The sequence below is a fragment of the Pedobacter insulae genome (assembly GCF_900113525.1).
GTDB classification, from domain to species: Bacteria; Bacteroidota; Bacteroidia; order Sphingobacteriales; family Sphingobacteriaceae; genus Pedobacter; species Pedobacter insulae.
This window is the reverse complement of sequence record NZ_FOPP01000001.1, coordinates 130,854-151,125: the sequence shown is the minus strand read 5'-3', so window position 1 is coordinate 151,125 and position 20,272 is coordinate 130,854. Positions and strand designations below refer to the sequence as shown.

Sequence of the window (20,272 nt, the reverse complement as noted above, 5' to 3'; positions counted from 1 at the left end):
ACGGGGTTTTTGCAGGCCGCAAATGCGCGAGGGGCGAAACTATGCCTATCGGCCGAGGCCACGGCCTTGTTCTGCTTGATGTTTTCTTCTTATCCTTTCAGCCCTATCGACGGGGTGGATGTTCGGTTCATTCGATTGCGCTGGTTCCATCATTATTTTAAGAAATCCATCTATCGTTTTGCCGACATCTTTCAACATATTGTTTATTGAGGTAAAACAATCCTTGCCCACTTCCCTTGCAAGTTCATTCCTGATGTGCCTTGCCCTATCCTGTTGTGGAGCTACACGCTCCAAAATCCTTATCTGTTCTTTCTGCAATCGCGTGCCGTTCTTTTGGATGTTCGCATAGGCCAACATTTCCTTAAGCCCCCTATCAAAACCGAATATTTTATCGAATAGCAGCTCACCAGATTGCTTGAAAGCAAGCCTATTGAACTGTCCCAATTTTTTGGAATGGACTTGGTTCTTCCCTTTTGAATTGTTCATAGGACTGAGCTTGATCTTATTGGTAATATTCTTTCTGCTCACGATAATCTGGATATGCAGCTGCTCCCCATCTTTGACCTCGCCACGTTTCTTGGTTCCATTAATTAATTCCCTATCCTTAAAAGAGTAATAACGGTGATTTTCCAATTTGCCGAACCAAAGGAGGTCTTTTGAACTTTCAATGCCAGTACGGTTAAAGTTCCTTGCGTATTCGTCCATTACCCTAACTGCGAAACCTTTCATGGCAGCAGCTATGTCTTCTCCAAACTCCCGTTTTAAATGAGCGATTTCCTTTTGGCTCGGACTGATATTGACGAGGAAGAACTTAGCATCGTTTCGGGAAAGCTTCGCTACGTTACTGTCCAACGTGTGCTTTACTTTGTACGATTGGATGTTTGCACTTTCACCGTTAAACCAGAGCTTTTTTTCTTGGTCAAAAAGCCTGTTCTCCTTGTCGAGATAATGCACGAGCTGTCCGCTAGAACCCTTGTTGTTTCCCGATTCGCTGCTTGTGATATTGATGAACATATTAGAGGTTATTTACCTGCCTGATGGTTTCGGCCGCCAATTGTTCCCTCTCTTTTTGATTGAACAGGACATTAACCTTATCCCTTGAACTGATATAGTTATTAAGGATATAAAGGAAACTCTCCTTCAGTTCCTTTTTAGCACTAATTTGTCCATTGAAATTGTTTATCAAGCGGTGCAGCTCTACAAGGTATTTCATCTGTTGTTTATGTTCGTCCACACGCACCCGATTGGCCTGCAGAACCTGCTCATCAAAAGCTTCTAGGATTTCTTCCTGCTGCTGCGATACCTCACCTATTTTTTCGTTCATCGGCAAAAGGAAAATCTTTTCCTGTGTTTTCAGAAAGCCCATTTGGTTCTGTGCATTCTTTAGGATTGAACTTTTCAGCATCTCATCGTTCAGGTCTATAGGATCCTTTTTAGTTCGGTAAAAATAATCGACCATCTGTGCGAACACCAATGTTTGCGGCCTGCCCAGTTTAGCCGAAAGTTTCTGGAGCTTATCATGTACCGCTAGTGAAAACCTGATGGACTTCTCTGCCGCTTTTGCGGTTTCTTCTTTTGCTGGTATACCCATAAGTATATTGATTTAATGGTTTCCGTCACTTTAAAAAAGGAGAAGTATACCTGGGGTATACTTCTAACCCCCGTAGCGCAGCGCAGGGCAAGCAAAGTAGGGCGCAGCCCAACTTCCGCTTGCTCCTTTTCTTTTAAGGGAAAAGGACTGCATAGTCCAAGTTGCCCCTCAAAGATCTACTGTAACTCCGTACAAATGATTGATATCCTGCTGGCCCTGATGGGATCATAGGATGGCTCGTAACGGATATACCCAAAATCAACCAGGTTTTTTAGGCACTTGTGGTAGGTCGACTTGGACCTGAGCTTGGAAAATTCCATCAGCTTACTGCGACACACCCTGAACCATTTACTGGAGATGCCGCTATTCGAGTACATCAATATAGCCATGAAAAGTGCCAAATGGGTTGGGAGGATCCGCTCATCGCCCCTAGCTTTTTCCAAAAAACCTGCTACCGGATCCTCTGCCCTCATTGTGGAAATGATTTGAAGTCCGCATTTAAGTCTTTCTCCAGCATTCGCTCCACATCTTCCGCCTTATAGAACATCATGCCCCCTACCTTCGAATAGGATAGTGTGCCATTTATCCGAAGGTTCTGAAGCGTGCCTGGGGAAATTCCTAGCATCTTCCTCACGTCGGCACTCTTCAGCCATTTTTTTGTGAGTGCGCCTGAGAAGGGCATCTGTATCAGTTTCCTCATTTCCTCAAGCATCTCAATCTTGAACTGCTCAAGGTCCTGCTTGGTAATTAAATCTAATGGTGTCATAGGGTAAATCTTAAATTCATTCTCAAACCTAGTGGGGTCAAAGCCAATGATGCCGTGACTTCTACGTAACTCACGTGATATTATTAGGATAAACTTATCGGTTTGCAGTTCTCTGACCTGGTGAATTTTGGGCAGTACCCTAAAATAATTGTTGTGCAAACATCTGAAGTTCCAGATATCACTATCTGCCCATCTGGGCCTCATTTCAAAGTTGAATAATATGGAAGAGAATAATTGACAATACCCTAGGTTATAACCTATAAAAAATATTTGCTGGAATACGTTGGAAAAGCAGTTTTCTATGCACTGATCTGTGAATGACAAAATTTTTTGCCCTGAGGCGGGATCTTGGAATGCAAAGTTTTAGTATTAATGATAAATCATTTCTAAATGATTAATGCAAAAAAGGATAAATTAAAGTGCAATTCAAGAATTGCACTTCTACCAACTTCATTAATAACTTCAGAAGAAAAACCAAGTCCTTCTCGGTGATGAACGTAGCCTAACTGGTTTGGCGGATAGTCTTGCCTACTTGAAAATCCAATAGAGAGCGTTATAACATAAACTTCCTATTCGCTGGATATTCCAGGTGCATGTTAGAGGCATATTGAAATGTCATAGGCCTAGGCCCCCATCCAATTCAGTTCCCTTTTTTCTTTTGATTCCAAGGTAGTTGGTTTTATCCAGAGTTACTGACCTGCTCCTTTCAAGCTCAGCCAAGCTCTTAACGAATTTTTTTTCAAACCACTTGGCCTTGTCATCCAAGATCTTCAGTTCGTTATCCACTTTGTGATAATAGGCGATTATCGGGGCCGTCCCCATGACACTGGTATCAGCAAACAAGATATGGTCATACAGTCCAAGATTCTCCCTGACCCGCCTAATTCCCTCTTTCATGTTAAAGTTGATAGTATCGATCGGAACATTGTGGCCTCCAAGGGCAAACCTAGTCTTCACCCTTGCACGGGAATTCTCTAGATCATTCAACCCAAAATATAACAAGGTGCTTTCGTAGCCCGCATGGTTGAATTCCAGAGAAATTTCCGATGCCATATCATTGGCATAATTGGTTTCAAATCCAAAATTCAATCTGTTTTTAATTGCGTAGTCCTTATCCTTTTCAAGTTGCATGGGCACGCCGCCCGCAAGTATCTGTGGATCGTATGCTGGGTATTTTTTGACGAGCCCTGCAAAAATAAGGTCCCCATTGAATATCTCAGTACCAGCAGGCACATAAATATGCCCATAAAGACTCTTGCCGGCACCATTTGGTCCGGCAATAATTACAAACTGAGGCTTCATGACTAATGAATTGAATGAAGAATATATGACCAATATCCCTTCCCTGGGCCCAAAAGGTTCTTGATCAGGATATACTCATCGGTCTGTAAATCTAGATAAACAAGATCTTCAGAGCCATCTGGGTTCGCCCTTACAAATTCCTTGTCATTGGTTCTTTCATCACGGTAGAACATTGGAACGCCTTTGGAAAATGCCTCCCTATGGATATTCTCTGTCACTTTGGCCGCCATCTTATTAGTTTCGGCAATCGTATGCCCATTGGGCAAAATGGTCTGCAGCGCTCCCATCTCTTCTTCCCATGACGACTGTACCTCGCTCAGGTAATTGGAAAGCGCAGAATTTGGCTTCAGATTTTCCTGAAGTTCTTTGATATCTTCAGCTTTGATGACAAGGGCGGAAAGCATTCCCTCCTGGTTCCTAAGTTCTTTGAATTTCATAACTCTGGTGTTCATGGCCTATACAAATTTAATGATTTAAAATGATTTTGTGAATTGGGGTTGTTAACATATAAATGGGGGTTAAGCTGTATGCATCTTCTTCCTGAGCTTATCCATATCGCTGCCGACCTTGGTGTCCATCACCTTCGCATAGATCTGCGTGGTACGGATATCGGTATGCCCAAGCATCTTACTGACACTTTCTATCGGTACGCCTTGTCCCAAGGTCACCGTTGTTGCAAAAGTATGGCGTGCAATATGAAAGGTCAACAGTTTCTCAATGCCGCACAGATCAGCTACTTCTTTTAGATAAGCATTCATCTTTTGGTTGCTCGATACCGGAAGCACCTTTTCGTTTACCATACAATCCGCATGTTCACTGTACTTTTCCATGATCTCAATCGCAATGGGCAGGAGCGGAACGTGTGAGGCGACTGCAGTTTTCTGCCGTTTGATAAAGATCCATTGCTTTCCGTCCATACCATTCTGAATATCTGACCTGCTCAATTTCAGCACATCAATAAATGAAAGTCCGGTGTAGCAGCAGAATAGGAATACATCGCGTACCTGACAGATACGGGCATTGGAGATCTCCTTGTCATAAAGCAGGGATAGTTCATCTTCCGATAGTTTTACCCGTTCCACCTTTTTGAGCTTATTCTTGTGGCCGGCAAACGGATCGTGTGAAATCCATTTTTTTGCGATACATTCTCGTAGGATCTTTCCGAGGTTCTTAAGGTGCTTGATAGCAGAATTGTTTGCACAGCTGCAGGTACTCCTCAAGTAGAAATCAAATTCGGTGATAAAATAGTATTCGATTTCCTTGATCTCTATGTCGGAAATCCTGAACCGCAACTTCATAAAAGCTTTCAGGTGCTTCATAGTTGTATTGTACTTGGTCAAAGTTCCCTTGGTAAAACCTTTGCCGATCAAAGCTTCCAGTTTGTCGTTATGTTCCTGAAAGATTTCAAGCAAGAGATGTGGTTTTTCTTTCTTGCCCAGAAAAGTATTGAGGATTATTTCGGGACTGAGCTCTGAATCCGACCTTAGCAGCTTCAGGTGTATGTCCTCGATCTTTATCCGAAAGGTATCGATATAGGCATTCAGGTTCTTTGACGCTTCATCCCTGCCGCTGACCCTTCCCACTTTATTGTTCCATTTTTTTGGTTCACAGGCCCTGCCGATCGAAAGTTCCTTGGGTGCCCCGCTGAGCGTAATCCTCATATAGATGGGCATCGGGCCAGATTGATAGTTCTTAGGCTTCTTCAGATAGAAGAGCACGCTTAAATTGTTTTTCATAATGTGCAATTAAAAGTTAATCAAAATTGCCATTTACTACACAAACAGTCAAGATGTTCAATGATAGAACTAGTTGACAGTCAGTATTTTAAATCCTAATTCATGAGTCGTGTTTTTCGCAAGTGGTAACTCACGAATTACTCACGAATAAAATGGGAAAACCTATACATTTTGATGTGGACTGAAAACAAAAAAGCCTGTTTTCATACGAAAAACAGGCTTTTAAATGATTTGGTAGTTAAACCAGCGGACCGGACGGGACTCGAACCCGCGACCTCCGCCGTGACAGGGCGGCATTCTAACCAGCTGAACTACCGGTCCGTTTTCCTAAAACAAATCTCTTCGTTTCGGGATTGCAAATATAGTGTCTTTAATTAACTTTCCAATAAAAATGTGAAAAAAAATGTAAGTACTTAAACTACAGAGCCTTCTTTCATCTTCTCTGCATTTTCCGCAAACTGCAAGGCATCAATCAACTCTTGAACTCCACCATCCATCACTCCATTCAAATTATAAAGGGTTAAGCCAATACGGTGATCGGTTACCCTGCCTTGAGGATAATTATAAGTTCTAATCTTGGCCGACCTGTCGCCAGTTGACACCATCGTTTTACGTCGCGCCGCAATATCGCCATTCTTCTTCTGTAGCTCAATATCATAAAGTTTACTACGAAGCATCTCCATAGCAATGATACGATTACCTAATTGAGAGCGCTCTTGCTGACAAACAACAACAATACCCGAAGGTCTGTGCGTTAGTTGTACCTTGGTTTCAACCTTGTTTACGTTTTGTCCACCAGCACCTCCCGAACGGGAAGTCTGTAAATCAATATCCGCTGGGTTAATGTACAAATCTATCTCCTCCGCCTCTGGTAAAACTGCTACAGAAGCAGCCGAAGTATGTACTCTGCCTTGAGTTTCGGTATCTGGCACGCGTTGTACACGGTGCACGCCAGATTCGTACTTAAGCTGACCGTACACATCATCCCCACTTACCTTCAAGATCACCTCTTTGTAACCACCGGCAGTGCCTTCAGTCACATCAACAGTTTCCACTTTCCAGCCTTTCTGCTCAAAATAGCGACTATACATCCTGTATAAATCACCAGCAAATAAAGCCGCTTCATCTCCCCCTGTACCACCTCTTATCTCAAATACCGCATTCTTTGCGTCTTCAGGATCTTTTGGAATTAACATTAAACGGATATCCTCTTCCATTTTCTCCTGTTGCGCCAATAATAGGTCTAACTCCTCCTTCGCCATTTCCCGCATCTCCTGATCCTTTTCAGTACTCAAGATCTCCTTGTTGGCGTCGATATTACTCATTACATTTTTGTAGATTTTATACTCATCTACAATCTTCCCTAAATCTTTATATTCTTTGTTTAAAGCTGCAAAACGCTTCATATCCTGCACAGTATCAGGATTGCTCAGCTGCTCTTCTACATCTTCCCAACGCAACTTTATCGCTTCTAGTTTTTCTAACATAATGCAAAAATAAGGAAAAAAGGTAATAATTAAATATACTCTCGAAATTAAGGGTTACCCTCAAAATATGCCAACGTCAAATCAGTTCCATCAAAAACCGCATAGGAATTATAATTAATCCATTCGCCGATATTAATGTAACGACTACTTTCAAATAAGTTAATATCGAGTGGCAAGTGTCGATGCCCAAAAATAAAGTAGTCAAAATGCGCTTTGTGCAATTGCTCTTTTGCGAAAATAGCCAACCACTCCTTGTCTTCGCCCAAAAAAACTTCTTTCTGGTTACTTGCAAGCCTACTTTGGCTCGACCAGCCATTGGCTACAAATAAGCCTATCCTGGGAGGTAAGATAGAGAACAACCATTGACAAAACTTATTCCTGAAAATCTTTCTTAAAAATTTATACTTTGAGTCTCCCGGACCTAAGCCATCACCGTGGTGAAGAAAAAATTTCTTACCCGATCGCTCAATCAACAATTCATCACTCACTATTTCGATACCGATCTCCTTTGTAAAATAATCGTCTACCCACATATCGTGATTACCTTTAAAGAAATAAATCTTTATACCGCTATCGGCCATCTGGGCCAATTTACCCTGCAAACGAATAAAACCTTTTGGAATAACATGATGATACTCAAACCAAAAGTCGAATATATCACCCATTAAGAATAATTCACTACAGGTAGGGCTTATAAAATCTAACCATTTCACAATCCGCGCCTCCCTCTTACGGCTTTCGCTATAATTAGGAGCACCTAAATGAAAATCCGAAGCAAAATAAATACACTTTTCCATGTCTGAGCTCAAAGATAAATTAAAATTTCAAAACTCCCGACTTCGTAAGTCGACCCTAAACAGGTCGACTTACGAAGTCGGTTTGCTCAAATAAAAACTACTAATTTTATCGATTTTTTTTAAAATAGTCTGGAATATGTCTAAATAGTGTATTGGTTTTTGTAACTTTGCGCTAAATTTTAAGACATGATCTCTACAGATATAGCCATTATAGGTGCTGGACCAGTTGGTCTCTTTGCGATTTTCGAAGCCGGTTTATTAAAAATGCGTTGCCATTTAATCGACTACCTTCCTCAGGTTGGCGGACAACTTTCAGAAATCTATCCCAAGAAGCCTATATATGATATTCCAGGCTATCCAACTGTATTGGCTCAAGAATTAATCGACAATCTTGTTGAGCAAGCTAAGCCATTCCACCCGGGCTACACTTTGGGCGAACGCATTGAAGGCTTAGAAAAGCGCGGCGAAGCGGACTTTGTGTTAACTACGAACATGGGAACCATCATTGAAGCGAAAGTGGTGGTAATTGCAGGCGGATTAGGATGCTTTGAACCTCGCAAGCCCGCTGTTGCCGGACTAGAACAGTTTGAAAACGGAAGAGGAGTAAACTACATGATTTTAGACCCGGAAAAATACCGCGGACAAAAAATGGTTATCGCTGGAGGAGGTGATTCGGCCTTGGACTGGACCATCTTTTTGGCCGACGTTTGTTCCGAACTAACTTTAATCCATAGAAGTGAAAGTTTCCGCGGAGCACCAGATTCAGTTGCCAAGGTAATGGAACTGGCACAAAGTGGCAAAATCAACCTCGTATTAAACAGCAATCTAAATGCAGTTACCGGCGAGGGTAAACTTGAACGTGTAGAGGTTATTCATAACCGCACCATGGAGACCAGTTATTTCGAGGCGGATCACTTAATTCCTTTATTTGGCTTAAGCCCGAAATTAGGCCCTATAGAGCAGTGGAATTTAAACATAAGTAAAAGTGCCATTGAAGTTAATACCGACGATTATAGCACAAATATTCCAGGTATTTACGCTATCGGAGACATCAACACCTATACCAATAAATTAAAGCTAATTTTGTGTGGTTTTCACGAAGCGGCATTAATGAGCCACAGCGCCTACCAGTACATGAACCCTGGTGTTAAATACACCATGAAATATACAACAGTTAACGGTGTAACTGAATTTTAAAATGGAAGCAAACGACATTTCAATACAAGTTGAAGATAGAGAGGGAAACATTAGCGACCTAACAGCCCCAACAGACATGGGCCTAAGCTTAATGGAATTTTTAAAAGCTAGTGAATATGATGTCTTAGCTACTTGCGGCGGAATGGCATTATGTGCTACTTGCTGTGTAGATGTAATGGAAGGCGAGGAAAAGCTGAATGAAATGTCAGATGATGAATATGCCATGCTAGATACATTGCCAGATTTGTTACCTAACTCCAGACTAGCTTGTCAGCTACAGTTAAATCCAGGCATGGACGGTCTTAAAGTGCGGCTCCATGCAATGGATTAGTTACCTTATAAAAAAAGAGCTTGTTGAATTCAACAAGCTCTTTTTTTAGTAGTTCCAAATAAATCTCCTACTCATATCACCTGGGTCAAGTTCAAATGTGGATGAAAATTTTACCTCAGATTTATATGTTTTATCATTGTATTTTGCCGGTAGCCATTCCAAACTGAACAACTTATCTTTTGTATATAAGTTGGCTTTATATTCCACTCCTTTTAAAAGATACAGTGCAACATACTTAGCGCTACCATTTTGATCAACCATCGCCGTAATATCGGCCGTTACGCTTAATTTCTCGGCTCTATCCTTTGCTGGAATTGCATCTTTCAATTCTTCGATTAATAGCTTTTTATATTGTTCTACTGAGCAGATTGGCACGGGAATCCTCGCATTGGTAGCTACGTCAACATCTTTATCTACAACTTTAATTTCTAAAGTCGTCATCGCATCCTTATCCAAACTTAACAGCTTATTAGCCGTATAATTATATCTTAATACCAGTTTCCCAGCCTTGTCAAAACAGTACCAGTCACCAGTACGTTTATTATCAACGTAACTTCCTCTTAGCCTCGTAACGTTGTCTGCGTCTTCAATAAGGTAGGCACCATTTAACTTCTTATCTTCCGTTATGTTGTAGGTAACTTTAGATTGATCTATCAAATTACCTTTTTTCTCTATAGTGGAAAATAGCGCTACTGCTAAACCAACTATTAAACTAGATGTTAAGACTACTTTCATGATATTAATTTTTAGTGTATATCAAATTTACTTAAAAAAAGATTAAAAACAATAGGAGCTACTAAATAGTTGATTCTCAGAAGTAAAAATCCTATTTAACTACAAAGAGCCGCCAAATAGGCAGCTCTTTTGTAGTTAATGCTTTAAAAACTTATGGTCTAGCACCTGTATAAGTCCATTTCTCATGAAATGAAGTTCTTATTGAAGTACCAGGTTGAAGCAAATAGTAGCTAACCTCTAAAGTCTTACTTCCATCTGCATTAACTGTAAATTTGTTAACACCTGCAGGGTTTAACGCTGCAGATCTACCGTTAGCAGAAGGCTGTCCAAAATAGTTCTCTACACTTACAACTGCTCCTGTAGTTGGATTCATTGTAAATATTGGACTAAATTGGCCATAACTTGAAGTAGCTGTACCACTTTTTATTGGGTGAGCATAGTTACTAGTAGCATACTGTCCATCATACATCGCAACTGAATTTGCACCAGTTGTAATTAATGACATCTTGTTCAACGGGTAATAACCTGTTAAAGTAGACGCTGTTACATCAACCATTGGCGCAGTAGCTGTAATCGTGTATAAGCCATCATATTTGTTTTTAACACCAACCTGGAACAAAGCTGTACCAAAGTTTGAACTAACTACCGCATCAGCAGAAGTTAACTTTAGTGGCAATACATATGATTTAGCAAGATCTATTGCACTAGTGTTAAAGCTTACAGTAAAAGAAGCTGTCTTTTTACCTTTAGGGATTACAACAGATGTTGCAGATAAAGTGTAATAAGAAGTGGGCATTACTTCAAAGCTCTTATTTTGCTCGGTATTATACTGATCAACGACCGCCTTAGCAGCTAAACCAATGTTAACAGTAATATCTTTTGGTGCTGCATCTTCAGCACCTGAATAACTTACTGAAAGTTCGATCGGTGTAGGAGCCGCTACAATAGGAAAGCTATATACGTATAATGGAGTTGTACTACCATGTACTGCAATATCAGTTGGGTTTACAAAATCAATAACGTTAGCTCCTGCCTTGTCAGGATCCAATACCATGCTGTCATCCTTTAAACAAGAACTGAGTGCAACTGTAGCGAATACCAAAGCTAGTGTTCTATTTATAATTTTTTTCATTTTCTTAAATATTTAAATCGTTAACTGATTAGTTTAAATCCCAAAAGATTAGAGAACTAAACTTATTAATACCAGCCGGAGCATTCGCAGGGTTCAAGTCATATTCAACCTGAGGATAAAGAATCCTGGTTGGTAACTTATCAACGTGCGTAGAAACAGATTGTCTAGACGCAAACGTTAAAAGTGGGTCTAAAGATCCATTTTGAACTTTAGGGAACCCAGTACGTCTGAACTCATTAAACGCTTCATCATTGTTTATCATATTTAACGCAATATACTTTTGCGTAATAATAGCCTCAATTTTTAGCGGAAGAGTTGTTGCTAAAGTGAAGTTAACCAATGGACTAGTTGCATTTTCAGTCTTATATGTTGCAACGTCAGCTGCCACATTTTTACCTGCTGCAATAGCACCAGTTGCATCTTTATACAAATAAGTAAACGATTCGGTAATACCAGCATTAAATGCAGTTTCTGCATTGCCTGTCAAATAACCACGTGCATAAGCTTCTGCCTGTAAGAAATAGCTTTCTGCAGCTAACATTACTGGCTGTCCCTGTGTAGGGCCTTTAACAACACCTGGCAAACTTGTTGCCGCGTTATTACCGGTAAACCACGCAGAACCAGCAGATAATGCAGCTGGAACACCCGTAGATTCATCGCCTAATTGATTAATTGGTGTACTTGGATAAGATCTATAAATAATACTCGCTCTAGCAGGATCTGACAATTTAGTACCGTTGTAGAAACTGAAAATCCACTTTGTAGGAATTCTACTAGTATTTACGTTAGTTCCTGTTCCGCTGAAACCCAATGAACTGTAGATTGGACTTGGTCTTTCCGTTTTCACATAGCCAGGTTGATTAATTGCATCAGTAGTTAAGAACCCAAGCGTTGTATTCATACCTGCAAATGCGGTAGTTGCATACGCTGCTTGCGCTGGTACGCCAGCCATTTTAATTAACATACGTAATTTAACAGTATTCGCAAACTTTTTCCACAAATCCATATTACCACCAAACAAAGGGTCTGAAGTAGCTACAATAGTTTGAGTGGCTGCATTTGCCTGACCTGCAGCAATTGCCGCAATAGCATTATCTAACTCAGCTATACATGCTTTATATACGTCTTCAGCCTTGTCATACTTAGGTGTTAAACTAGCAGTTGCCTTTAACGCGTCAGAATAAGGCACGTCATTGTATTGATTAACCAAACGCTCGAAAGCGAAGGACTTCATGATGCGGGCAATGCTGGTTGAAAATGTTAATGATGCGTCATCAGCAGTGTTATCGATAATATACTGAAAGTCATTTGCATTGTCATAAGTAGCAGTCCAAAGACCAGCACCAGTACCTGTTCCAAAATCGTAAGTAACTACCGCTCCAAATCCTCCGAAACCACCAGCATTTGCTTGGTAACCTGCAAAATCCGAAAACGTTTGACTAAAAGTATTGGTAATTGATGCCGCACCTGTTATGGCTTGTGGCAATACCAATGCTGGTGTTGCCGAAGTTAAGCTGTTTGGATTGGTATTGATGTCCAAATAGTCCTTACAAGAACTAGATGCCATTACCACCATGCCTAACATTATATATTTAAAATATTTTTTCATATTCTTTATTCTTACAAGGTTAATGATAAACTTAAACCATAATATCTTCCCGGAGGAGTTTGTCCCAATGTAGTTACACCCACTGCATTACTGCCTGATCCTGCGTTACTATATTCTGGATCGGTATAAATACTTGTTTTAGGTACAATTTGAAATAAGTTACGACCCTGAACACTAATTTCAGCACCTTTTACAAATTTTAAATTGCCTAACAATGATTTAGGTAATTGATAAGACAATGACGCCTCACGCATTTTCCAGAATGCTGCAGAATAAGTGTAATTCTGAGTTACGCCCGTGTTGGATGGACCGTTTGTCCAGAAATCTACCCCACCTGTTCTAGTTTGGATGCTTGTATTGGCAACATACGTGTTGGTAGCTGGATCTAAATATGATGAATTAGGCACTACAAAACGATCTCTGTTAAAGTAAGTAGTTCTTATACCTGCACCAGAGAAATCGTAACCAGTACTTACACTACTGAAGATCACGTTTCCAGTACGATATTCAAATACAGTCGCAAAACGGAAACCTTTAAATGAAGCCGTTAAGTCTAAACCTAAACGATGTCTTGGCTCAGTAATACCTAAATCAGAATTTGATGTCGTTGCACTTGGTAAACCAGTGATACGGTCTACAATTATTCTTCCCTGATCATCTTTATTATAAGTTGTACCCACCAAAATTGGGAAGGCCTGACCTACTCTAGCGATTACACTTGTACCAATACTGATGAAATCTTGATCAGAGCTGATCGAAAGCACTTCATTTTTATTATAGGTATAGTTACCACCTACCGATACTTCTAAACCAGAAGCGGTACGTACAGGAACTAAACGTAATGAAGTTTCTAAACCTTTGTTCTGAACCTCACCCGTATTTGTTAAAAAGCGGTTGAAACCTGTAGTAATTGGAATGTTCACCTCAACTGTTTGGTCTACCGTGTTTGATTTGTATAAAGTAACTGAAAAATTAACTCTTGATTTTAGCATTTCCAAATCAAAACCTGCTTCAACTTGAGTGGTAACCTCTGGTTTAATGTTTGGAGCCACAACTCTATTACCCACACCAAATCCTGGTACACCAGCATATGGATAACCGAATTGCTGACCGAAGGTTGCAGTTAAATCATAAGGGTCAATATTAACCTGACCTACTTTAGAAATACCCCCTCTAATTTTCAATACTGAAATAGCTTTAGATTCTTTCAAGAAAGATAACGCATCAGAGGCAATGAACGCCACGTCAGCTGCCGGATAGAATAATGATTGATTCTCTTTCGACAGGATAGAACGCCAGTCATTTCTTCCAGTAACATGCAGGTATAAAAAGTTTTTAAAACCTAAACGTGCATCACCATACACACCAACCTGACGTTGACGTGAATTAGACTCAGCCCCAAAAACATTACCCGTTGTATTACTTACGTTATATAAGCCCTGCGTTACCATTACAGATGAGTTTGCACTCACGTTTTTCGCAATGTTATCACGAGCACTAGCACCAAGAATTACATTCAATGAAAAATCATTGCTTAATTTCTTAATATACTGTGCCTGGAACTCTGGGTTTAACTGAGTAGTATAGTTAGATAAATCACTTACACTACCCGGTCTGTTCGCAAAGTTTGAAGTAATCCCTAACCTATAATCAGAGAAAGTATATTTATCGCTCCATGATTTATTTGAAACATTTCTTGTTGCAATACTGGTACGGAACAATAAACTCAATGACTCGATAGGAGAGTATTTTATTTGAACGTTACCTGTCAAATAATCATTTCTGGTTAAAGTTCTAGCATTTCCTAAAGTGAAATAAGGACTATCATAGTACTCATTATAGAAACCATCTGGAGTAGAATATGGATCATTTCTCCAATCTTTGTAGCGTGTCAAAGGGATTTGACCTGGAGACATCAACACATTGTTAAAAGCAGTACCACCATTACCTGTGTCATTTCTGTTTTGAACATAGTTAGCATTGAACGAAAGGTTAACTTTCCCTAGGTCTCTGCTACCATTTAAACGGATGGTGAAACGATTGTATTTATCGCCCGGAAGTGTACCTTTATTGTCAAAATACTGACTAGAAAGGTAATATTTAGCTTTTTCATCACCAGCACTTAAACTTAAATCAGTTTGGTTACTTACACCCGTATCCCAAAATTGATTTTTCCCTTCAGACTCATTCCAAGAATAAGGAACTTTTTGAATAGAACCATCAACTAAAGGCTTACCAATTTCAACGATTGACCCATCAAATCTAGGACCATATTGTTGATTTTCATAAGCAGTATAAGTTGGAACATCATCAGGACCAGTACCTGAACCAAATTCCTTTTGCAGTTTAGGCAAGAAAGAAATCGTTTCAAAAGCAGTAGTATGACCAACTTTAATAGCAGTTACACCATTTTTACCGGTTTTAGTGGTAATGATTAACGCACCGTTAGATGCATCAGAACCATACAATGCAGCCGCACCAGCACCATTCAATACTTGAATATCTTCAATATCTTCTGGGTTTAGGTTTCCTAAAATGTTAGATGGAACGATTACGTTATCCACAACAACCAATGCCTGGTTATTACCCAACAATGAACGATTACCACGTAATACCAAACGTACCTGAGGATTAACACCAGAACTCACCGCATTGATCTGTAAACCAGCAACTTTACCAGAAAGTGCACTAGCAACGTTAAATGCTTTACCTTGGGTTAATTCTTTTGCTTTTACCGTAGTAGCCTGGTTACCCTGCTCACGACGTTGGATGCTTACACCACCCGCTGTTACAACAACTTCGTTCAAGCTTTTTGAGTCTGTAGCTAATTGTACAGTACCCAGATTGTTACTTGCTGGAATAGCTACCTCTAAAGTAGTATAGCCCAAATAAGAAATCACTAAAGTTTTTCCACTTGATGGAGCTCTTAATGAAAACTTACCATCAACTCCTGTTGCCACACTAATGGCTGGAGCTTCTTTTACTTTTACAGATGCGCCTGGGATTGGCAATCCGTCTTCACTTGCAACTACTGTTCCAGTTACCATGCGTTCTTGAGCAAACGCAGTAACCGTAATAGCACACAACATGAATAAACTTAGTACAAGTTTTTTCATAAATTAATAAATTTAGGTTAGTTATTAGTTAGTTATTTATTCTTTAATATATAAATATGGAGAAAAGTATCTAATAAACAAAATAATAATCAAGCTGAAATTATTAAAGAATTGATTATTAGTTACTTATGTTTTAACATTTTTTAACACTTCCAGCTCTACCAAGTTAAAAATGCGGTAGCCTATTGACTCAAGAGAAAATAGCTTAGTCCGTCTTTTTCGGTGTTCCGATAGTTTTGTGAGCACCATCGCCTTTTAAGATATTGGTAAGCTGAGCATTAGCTGTAAAAATCTTAACTGCACTGCTAACTTCCTTGTCATACTGGAACGCCTGTTCAATTCGTCCCTTCTCAAAATAATATCGACTAACAATCTGGGTTTCCAGCATTTGTTTTATTTCCTGCTTATGGGCAGCAAGCTCACTTTTTTTAGCTGATTCCATTTTCTCCCTGATAGCCTCCAAATCAGCTTTGATATCCGACAATCTATTTTCTCTTTCAGCTTCAGCAGTAAACTTTGATAGTAACTTTTCCGAGCTTGAAGTGTAGCTGTAATCTTTGCCCTTGAGGGATGCAAGAAACGACTGATAATCCGAATCATTTAAACGAAACGATTTTACCTCCCCGATCTCTTTATGAGATTGCTTATATTGATTGGCAAATTCAAAAAATAAATTATTGGAACTTAGGGTTTGAGTTAAAGCACTATAAGTTGAGGGAGCAACGACGACATCCGGATATACGCCATTCCCATTATAAACGGTACGCCCTCCTTTTGTTGAAAAAGCCTTCATCCCCGAATCGGCATATTTTTCAGCAACTCCATTTTGATCTTTATGACCATAATCTAATGCTTGGATACATCGGCCAGAGGGCGTATAATATTTCGCAACCGTAATTTTTACCAAGCTATTGTAAGGGAGATTAAACGCCTGTTGAACTAAACCTTTTCCATAACTGCGCTGACCTACAATGGCCGCCCGGTCTAAGTCCTGTAACGCTCCGGCCACAATCTCCGAAGCTGAAGCTGAAGATCCATTAATTAGCACCACTAATGGAAGATTCAATGCAATAGGCTTCGTTACTGACTCATACCTCACTGTTTTAGCAGGATTTCTGCCCTTTTGCACCACTATCAATAAATTCTCGGGAACAAACAAGTTGACAATCTTAACCGCCTCCTGCAATATTCCACCTCCGTTATTTCTCAGATCTAAAATAAGTCCCTTTGGTTGCTGTTTATTAATCGCTAGCAGCGCATCTTTAACTTCCTGACCAGAGTTCTCTAAAAACTTATCCAATTTAATATACCCAATTTGGCTGTCCAACATGCCACTATAACTTACGTTTCCCTGTTTGATTTCTTCCCTGATAACCACTTTATCCAGTGTTTGCCCTGCTCTTTCCAGTTTCAATTTAACTGGAGACCCCTTTGGACCGCGCAATAATAAACTTATCTGATTTCTATCCTTTCCAAATGTGGCCACATCATTAATACTCACAATCAGATCGCCGGGTCTTATATCTTGTTTATGTGCAGGATTTCCTTCCAATACCTCATTTACATATAACTTCTTATCGATCGAAACTGTCCCTGCTCCAATTCCTCCATATTGGGTGCTTACATATTTAAGTTTATAGGCTTCAATCTCCGATTCAGGAACATATTCTGTATAAGGGTCTAATCCTTCTAACATTGAATCGATTCCCGAACGCATCAAAGTTGCCGGATCTGTATCCTCTACATAATTTATATTGATTTCTTTATAGAGAGAAGCGAAAATGTCCATGTTCTTAGAAACCAGGAAGAGATCCTCTTTGAAAGAAAAACCAACCAATGCCAGAAATGCTACCCCACAAATTATTAAAGCTCTAAACTTCATCTTACTATTGAATTTACGAATAAAGTAAATGTACAAAAACTTTTAAAAATCATACTTACGAAGTTAACAGACATAACTTATGTAAGCTCCCTAAGTCGCAAAAAAATTCTTATAAAATAAAAAAGCAGCCCCTCGTCTGAGGGGCTGCTTATATTAAATTATATATAATTTAACTCTGAAGATTAATAATTATAATTTAACGTGTTGGCTAACTTCGTTAACGTTATCAACATTAACACCTTTAGCTTTCAAAGCTTTAATTACATCACCAGGGATAGCAAATACTTGTACTTGAACTAATTTAGTAGATTCGAAGTAAGTAGCTGCTTGACCACCAGTTCTAGCAATGATATCAACATTACCTGTACCAGTGATAGCTACGTTAGAAGTTAATTGAGGAACTGAATAGAATGCAGTTTCAAAACCACGGTTAACAGCAGCTGGTCTAGCACCAGTCGGAACATTGATAACTGTACCTGAATAAGTCATTGGACCGAATGCAGTTGAAGTTGGAGCACCAGCTAAGTTAGTACCTGAAGCGATTGTCCAGTTCATTACTACATTACCATTTAAGTTAGCAGTAGAAGCTAAAACTACCGGAGTAGCAACTTGGTTTGGAGCAACAGTTACTGCAGCAGCACCTAAGTAAGCAGAACCCATAACACCACCAGCTGGAGGAGTTAAAGAGAACGGATTAACATCAGTAACACCAGCAGTTGTATAACCACCCGCACCAGTTACATAAGAGTTAGCATAAGTAGTTAAATCTACCCAACCAGCGTTAGCACCAGCGTGAACGATTGGTGAGTTACCAGCGTTGTTTGCAGTGTAATACTTGTATTTTACAAATACTTTACCATCTTGCTTGTATTTCTCGTAGTTAGGAACTAATGCATTTAAGTCAAATTTAGTTTGAGCAGTGTAAGTAGCATTGTAGTTTGCACCTGAAGTCTCAGCGGCAACATTTACATCTTTCACACGAGCAAAATTTAACGTTTTACCAGTTATTAATTCATTCTGGTTTGCAGGAGTGTAAGAATTAGCTGGATTTGAATCACCAGTAGTAGCTTTAGCATAAGTTAAGTAACCAAAAGCAGCACCAGCGTTAGAAGTTAATCTAGCGATATCAACAGCAGTTAAGTTAAATGTTGTTGTTGGGTTTGCAGTATTACCAGTATACATAAATCTACGACCTACAACAAATGGAGCAACACCAAAACTAGCAGCACTTGTAGGTACAGCATCAAATACACCAGAACCATTAACAGTTTCGAAAATCATCTCTCTGTTATCTGACCATCCTGGATAGTTAGCGATACGAATAGCATCGTCAGCATTGATCTCATATGTAGTGATGATATCAAAGTTTTTGTAAGTTACTTTAGCAACTTGACCAAAAGTTTTAGAAGTCTGAGTTACAGCCTCAAAACCTCTAGTAATAGTATAGGTTCTAGCAGCATAAGCCATACCTAATGGCATTACGTTAGTTCCCCAAGTTCCATCAGCCAATTTAGGACCGTAGAAAGTAGAGTTGTCTTTGTCAAAATAGAAGTCACCTTCTACTGCATTTGAAGGATAAGTAGTAGTTGGAGCACCGTTTCCAGCTAAAAACTTAGTACCGTTTACACCAGCCGCACCAGTAGCACCTGTAGCACCAGTAGCACCAGTAGCACCTGTAGCACCTGTAGCACCTGTAGCACCAACTAATGAAACACCAGCAGGCCATGCACCAGCAGCCTTAGGACCATAAAGCATTTTTGAAGTTGGATCGAATGCATAATCACCATCAGCACCAGTTGCAGCCGTTGGAGCACCTGTAGTAGATAAAATTTTCGAACCTGGAGTACCAGCAGCACCAGCAGCGCCTTGAGCACCAGTAGCACCTACAGCACCAGCAGGACCTTGTGGACCTGTAGCACCCGTTGGGCCAGCAGGACCTTGTGGGCCTGTAGCACCGTCTTTCTTACAAGCGTTAAACGCTAGAAGAGAGCTCACCATCATTACAGTTAATAAAACTTTTCTCATAATCTTAGAGTTAATAAAATTTATTTTCTTTTTTTCTTGCTTACTCTTAGTACAGTTTTCAGCATTCCCTGTTGAACCAAAATAGTTCACGGTACGAATATACACTTAAAACAATAGTTTTAAAAAAAAATTAATCTTTTTTAAATTATTGTCTACAGATGATTGTTCGATACCACAAAACATTTGTATCCGGAGACAAATATCAGCTTTAGTTTTAATATTACCAATTTTTTTTATTTTTTTTATTTTTTATCTGCCTGTAATACTAAACATTAGCTAGTTATTGCTAAACTATATATTATAGGTTATAAAATAATATGCCGGTATAACCGCTATAAACGATTACCCGCTGGATCAGCCAAGGCTTTACGAATTGTAAACTCAATATAGGCCTGATCTCTTTTTACCAAGGCCATGAGTTGTTGCACCAATTGATCTTCCTGGCCGGGAACAAAAGAAAGTTCTACCTGCGCTAAATCACGATATTTTCTTAAAAACTTAATCTTAACTCTCTCCCAAGCGTCTGGAGTAAGGGTGAAATTTGCCATGGTGTAATTAATTGTTCA

General features: G+C 39.6%; 17 protein-coding genes and 1 tRNA gene. 2 read left to right on the top strand and 16 right to left on the bottom strand.

Translation table 11 applies throughout. The annotated features are described in order from the left end of the window. Window positions 1-45 precede the first annotated feature (45 nt). From BM207_RS00685 to BM207_RS00645, 9 genes are all read right to left on the bottom strand, one after another. Complete coding sequence (locus tag BM207_RS00685) at window positions 46-1,014, bottom strand: DUF5712 family protein (RefSeq protein WP_090991633.1); 969 nt, start codon at window positions 1,012-1,014, stop codon at window positions 46-48. Window position 1,015: 1 nt separating this feature from the next. Next, window positions 1,016-1,591 (bottom strand): BfmA/BtgA family mobilization protein, encoded by a 576-nt coding sequence (locus tag BM207_RS00680; RefSeq protein WP_090991632.1) that lies wholly within the window; start codon window positions 1,589-1,591, stop codon window positions 1,016-1,018. 469 nt (window positions 1,592-2,060) lie between these two features. Continuing rightward, window positions 2,061-2,561 (bottom strand): helix-turn-helix domain-containing protein, encoded by a 501-nt coding sequence (locus BM207_RS19395; RefSeq protein WP_317040260.1) that lies wholly within the window; start codon window positions 2,559-2,561, stop codon window positions 2,061-2,063. A gap of 411 nt (window positions 2,562-2,972) precedes the next feature. Then, entirely contained in the window at window positions 2,973-3,659 is a 687-nt protein-coding gene (locus BM207_RS00670) for a hypothetical protein (protein WP_090991631.1), read from the bottom strand. A 2-nt stretch (window positions 3,660-3,661) separates the two neighbouring features. Beyond that, complete coding sequence (locus BM207_RS00665) at window positions 3,662-4,111, bottom strand: hypothetical protein (protein WP_143095897.1); 450 nt, start codon at window positions 4,109-4,111, stop codon at window positions 3,662-3,664. Window positions 4,112-4,177: 66 nt separating this feature from the next. Then, the gene (locus BM207_RS00660) at window positions 4,178-5,395 is read right to left on the bottom strand and encodes a site-specific integrase (RefSeq protein ID WP_090991629.1); all 1,218 of its coding nucleotides are present in this window, start codon (window positions 5,393-5,395) and stop codon (window positions 4,178-4,180) included. A 247-nt stretch (window positions 5,396-5,642) separates the two neighbouring features. Then, window positions 5,643-5,716, bottom strand: a tRNA-Asp gene (locus BM207_RS00655). 92 nt (window positions 5,717-5,808) lie between these two features. Next, a complete protein-coding gene (prfA, locus tag BM207_RS00650) occupies window positions 5,809-6,882 on the bottom strand; it encodes a peptide chain release factor 1 (RefSeq protein ID WP_090991628.1) in 1,074 nt (357 codons plus the stop codon). 47 nt (window positions 6,883-6,929) lie between these two features. After that, window positions 6,930-7,679, bottom strand: coding sequence for a UDP-2,3-diacylglucosamine diphosphatase (locus BM207_RS00645; protein WP_090991627.1), 750 nt, complete (start codon window positions 7,677-7,679; stop codon window positions 6,930-6,932). A 186-nt stretch (window positions 7,680-7,865) separates the two neighbouring features. On the opposite strand from BM207_RS00645, the gene BM207_RS00640 reads away from it, so the two are divergent. Further along, window positions 7,866-8,876: an NAD(P)/FAD-dependent oxidoreductase gene (locus tag BM207_RS00640; protein ID WP_090991626.1), complete on the top strand. Its 1,011-nt coding sequence runs from the start codon at window positions 7,866-7,868 to the stop codon at window positions 8,874-8,876. Between the two features lies 1 nt (window position 8,877). After that, on the top strand, window positions 8,878-9,207 hold the full coding sequence (locus BM207_RS00635) for a 2Fe-2S iron-sulfur cluster-binding protein (RefSeq protein ID WP_090991625.1): 330 nt from the start codon (window positions 8,878-8,880) through the stop codon (window positions 9,205-9,207). A gap of 45 nt (window positions 9,208-9,252) precedes the next feature. Here the strand turns inward: BM207_RS00635 and BM207_RS00630 are convergent, their stop codons facing one another. From BM207_RS00630 to BM207_RS00600, 7 genes are all read right to left on the bottom strand, one after another. Next, window positions 9,253-9,942: a toxin-antitoxin system YwqK family antitoxin gene (locus BM207_RS00630; protein WP_090991624.1), complete on the bottom strand. Its 690-nt coding sequence runs from the start codon at window positions 9,940-9,942 to the stop codon at window positions 9,253-9,255. 151 nt (window positions 9,943-10,093) lie between these two features. Next, a complete protein-coding gene (locus BM207_RS00625) occupies window positions 10,094-11,074 on the bottom strand; it encodes a DUF1735 domain-containing protein (RefSeq protein WP_090991623.1) in 981 nt (326 codons plus the stop codon). A 28-nt stretch (window positions 11,075-11,102) separates the two neighbouring features. Next, on the bottom strand, window positions 11,103-12,683 hold the full coding sequence (locus BM207_RS00620) for a SusD/RagB family nutrient-binding outer membrane lipoprotein (protein WP_090991622.1): 1,581 nt from the start codon (window positions 12,681-12,683) through the stop codon (window positions 11,103-11,105). 11 nt (window positions 12,684-12,694) lie between these two features. Continuing rightward, entirely contained in the window at window positions 12,695-15,799 is a 3,105-nt protein-coding gene (locus tag BM207_RS00615) for a SusC/RagA family TonB-linked outer membrane protein (RefSeq protein ID WP_090991621.1), read from the bottom strand. Window positions 15,800-16,004: 205 nt separating this feature from the next. Continuing rightward, window positions 16,005-17,681 carry a S41 family peptidase gene (locus BM207_RS00610; RefSeq protein ID WP_090991620.1) on the bottom strand — a complete coding sequence of 559 codons (1,677 nt, stop codon included), beginning with the start codon at window positions 17,679-17,681 and terminating at the stop codon, window positions 16,005-16,007. Window positions 17,682-17,870: 189 nt separating this feature from the next. Next, entirely contained in the window at window positions 17,871-19,706 is a 1,836-nt protein-coding gene (locus BM207_RS18995; protein WP_143095896.1) for a hypothetical protein, read from the bottom strand. A gap of 332 nt (window positions 19,707-20,038) precedes the next feature. Beyond that, window positions 20,039-20,254: a hypothetical protein gene (locus tag BM207_RS00600; protein ID WP_090991619.1), complete on the bottom strand. Its 216-nt coding sequence runs from the start codon at window positions 20,252-20,254 to the stop codon at window positions 20,039-20,041. Window positions 20,255-20,272 lie beyond the last annotated feature (18 nt).

Excerpts from the sequence above, each read along its gene's own strand:
- BM207_RS00685 (WP_090991633.1), bottom strand. The coding sequence starts at position 1,014 with ATGTTCATCAATATCACAAGCAGCGAATCGGGAAACAACAAGGGTTCT.
- BM207_RS00680 (WP_090991632.1), bottom strand. The coding sequence starts at position 1,591 with ATGGGTATACCAGCAAAAGAAGAAACCGCAAAAGCGGCAGAGAAGTCC.
- BM207_RS19395 (WP_317040260.1), bottom strand. The coding sequence starts at position 2,561 with ATGAGGCCCAGATGGGCAGATAGTGATATCTGGAACTTCAGATGTTTG.
- BM207_RS00670 (WP_090991631.1), bottom strand. The coding sequence starts at position 3,659 with ATGAAGCCTCAGTTTGTAATTATTGCCGGACCAAATGGTGCCGGCAAG.
- BM207_RS00665 (WP_143095897.1), bottom strand. The coding sequence starts at position 4,111 with ATGAACACCAGAGTTATGAAATTCAAAGAACTTAGGAACCAGGAGGGA.
- BM207_RS00660 (WP_090991629.1), bottom strand. The coding sequence starts at position 5,395 with ATGAAAAACAATTTAAGCGTGCTCTTCTATCTGAAGAAGCCTAAGAAC.
- prfA (WP_090991628.1), bottom strand. The coding sequence starts at position 6,882 with ATGTTAGAAAAACTAGAAGCGATAAAGTTGCGTTGGGAAGATGTAGAA.
- BM207_RS00645 (WP_090991627.1), bottom strand. The coding sequence starts at position 7,679 with ATGGAAAAGTGTATTTATTTTGCTTCGGATTTTCATTTAGGTGCTCCT.
- BM207_RS00640 (WP_090991626.1), top strand. The coding sequence starts at position 7,866 with ATGATCTCTACAGATATAGCCATTATAGGTGCTGGACCAGTTGGTCTC.
- BM207_RS00635 (WP_090991625.1), top strand. The coding sequence starts at position 8,878 with ATGGAAGCAAACGACATTTCAATACAAGTTGAAGATAGAGAGGGAAAC.
- BM207_RS00630 (WP_090991624.1), bottom strand. The coding sequence starts at position 9,942 with ATGAAAGTAGTCTTAACATCTAGTTTAATAGTTGGTTTAGCAGTAGCG.
- BM207_RS00625 (WP_090991623.1), bottom strand. The coding sequence starts at position 11,074 with ATGAAAAAAATTATAAATAGAACACTAGCTTTGGTATTCGCTACAGTT.
- BM207_RS00620 (WP_090991622.1), bottom strand. The coding sequence starts at position 12,683 with ATGAAAAAATATTTTAAATATATAATGTTAGGCATGGTGGTAATGGCA.
- BM207_RS00615 (WP_090991621.1), bottom strand. The coding sequence starts at position 15,799 with ATGAAAAAACTTGTACTAAGTTTATTCATGTTGTGTGCTATTACGGTT.
- BM207_RS00610 (WP_090991620.1), bottom strand. The coding sequence starts at position 17,681 with ATGAAGTTTAGAGCTTTAATAATTTGTGGGGTAGCATTTCTGGCATTG.
- BM207_RS18995 (WP_143095896.1), bottom strand. The coding sequence starts at position 19,706 with ATGAGAAAAGTTTTATTAACTGTAATGATGGTGAGCTCTCTTCTAGCG.
- BM207_RS00600 (WP_090991619.1), bottom strand. The coding sequence starts at position 20,254 with ATGGCAAATTTCACCCTTACTCCAGACGCTTGGGAGAGAGTTAAGATT.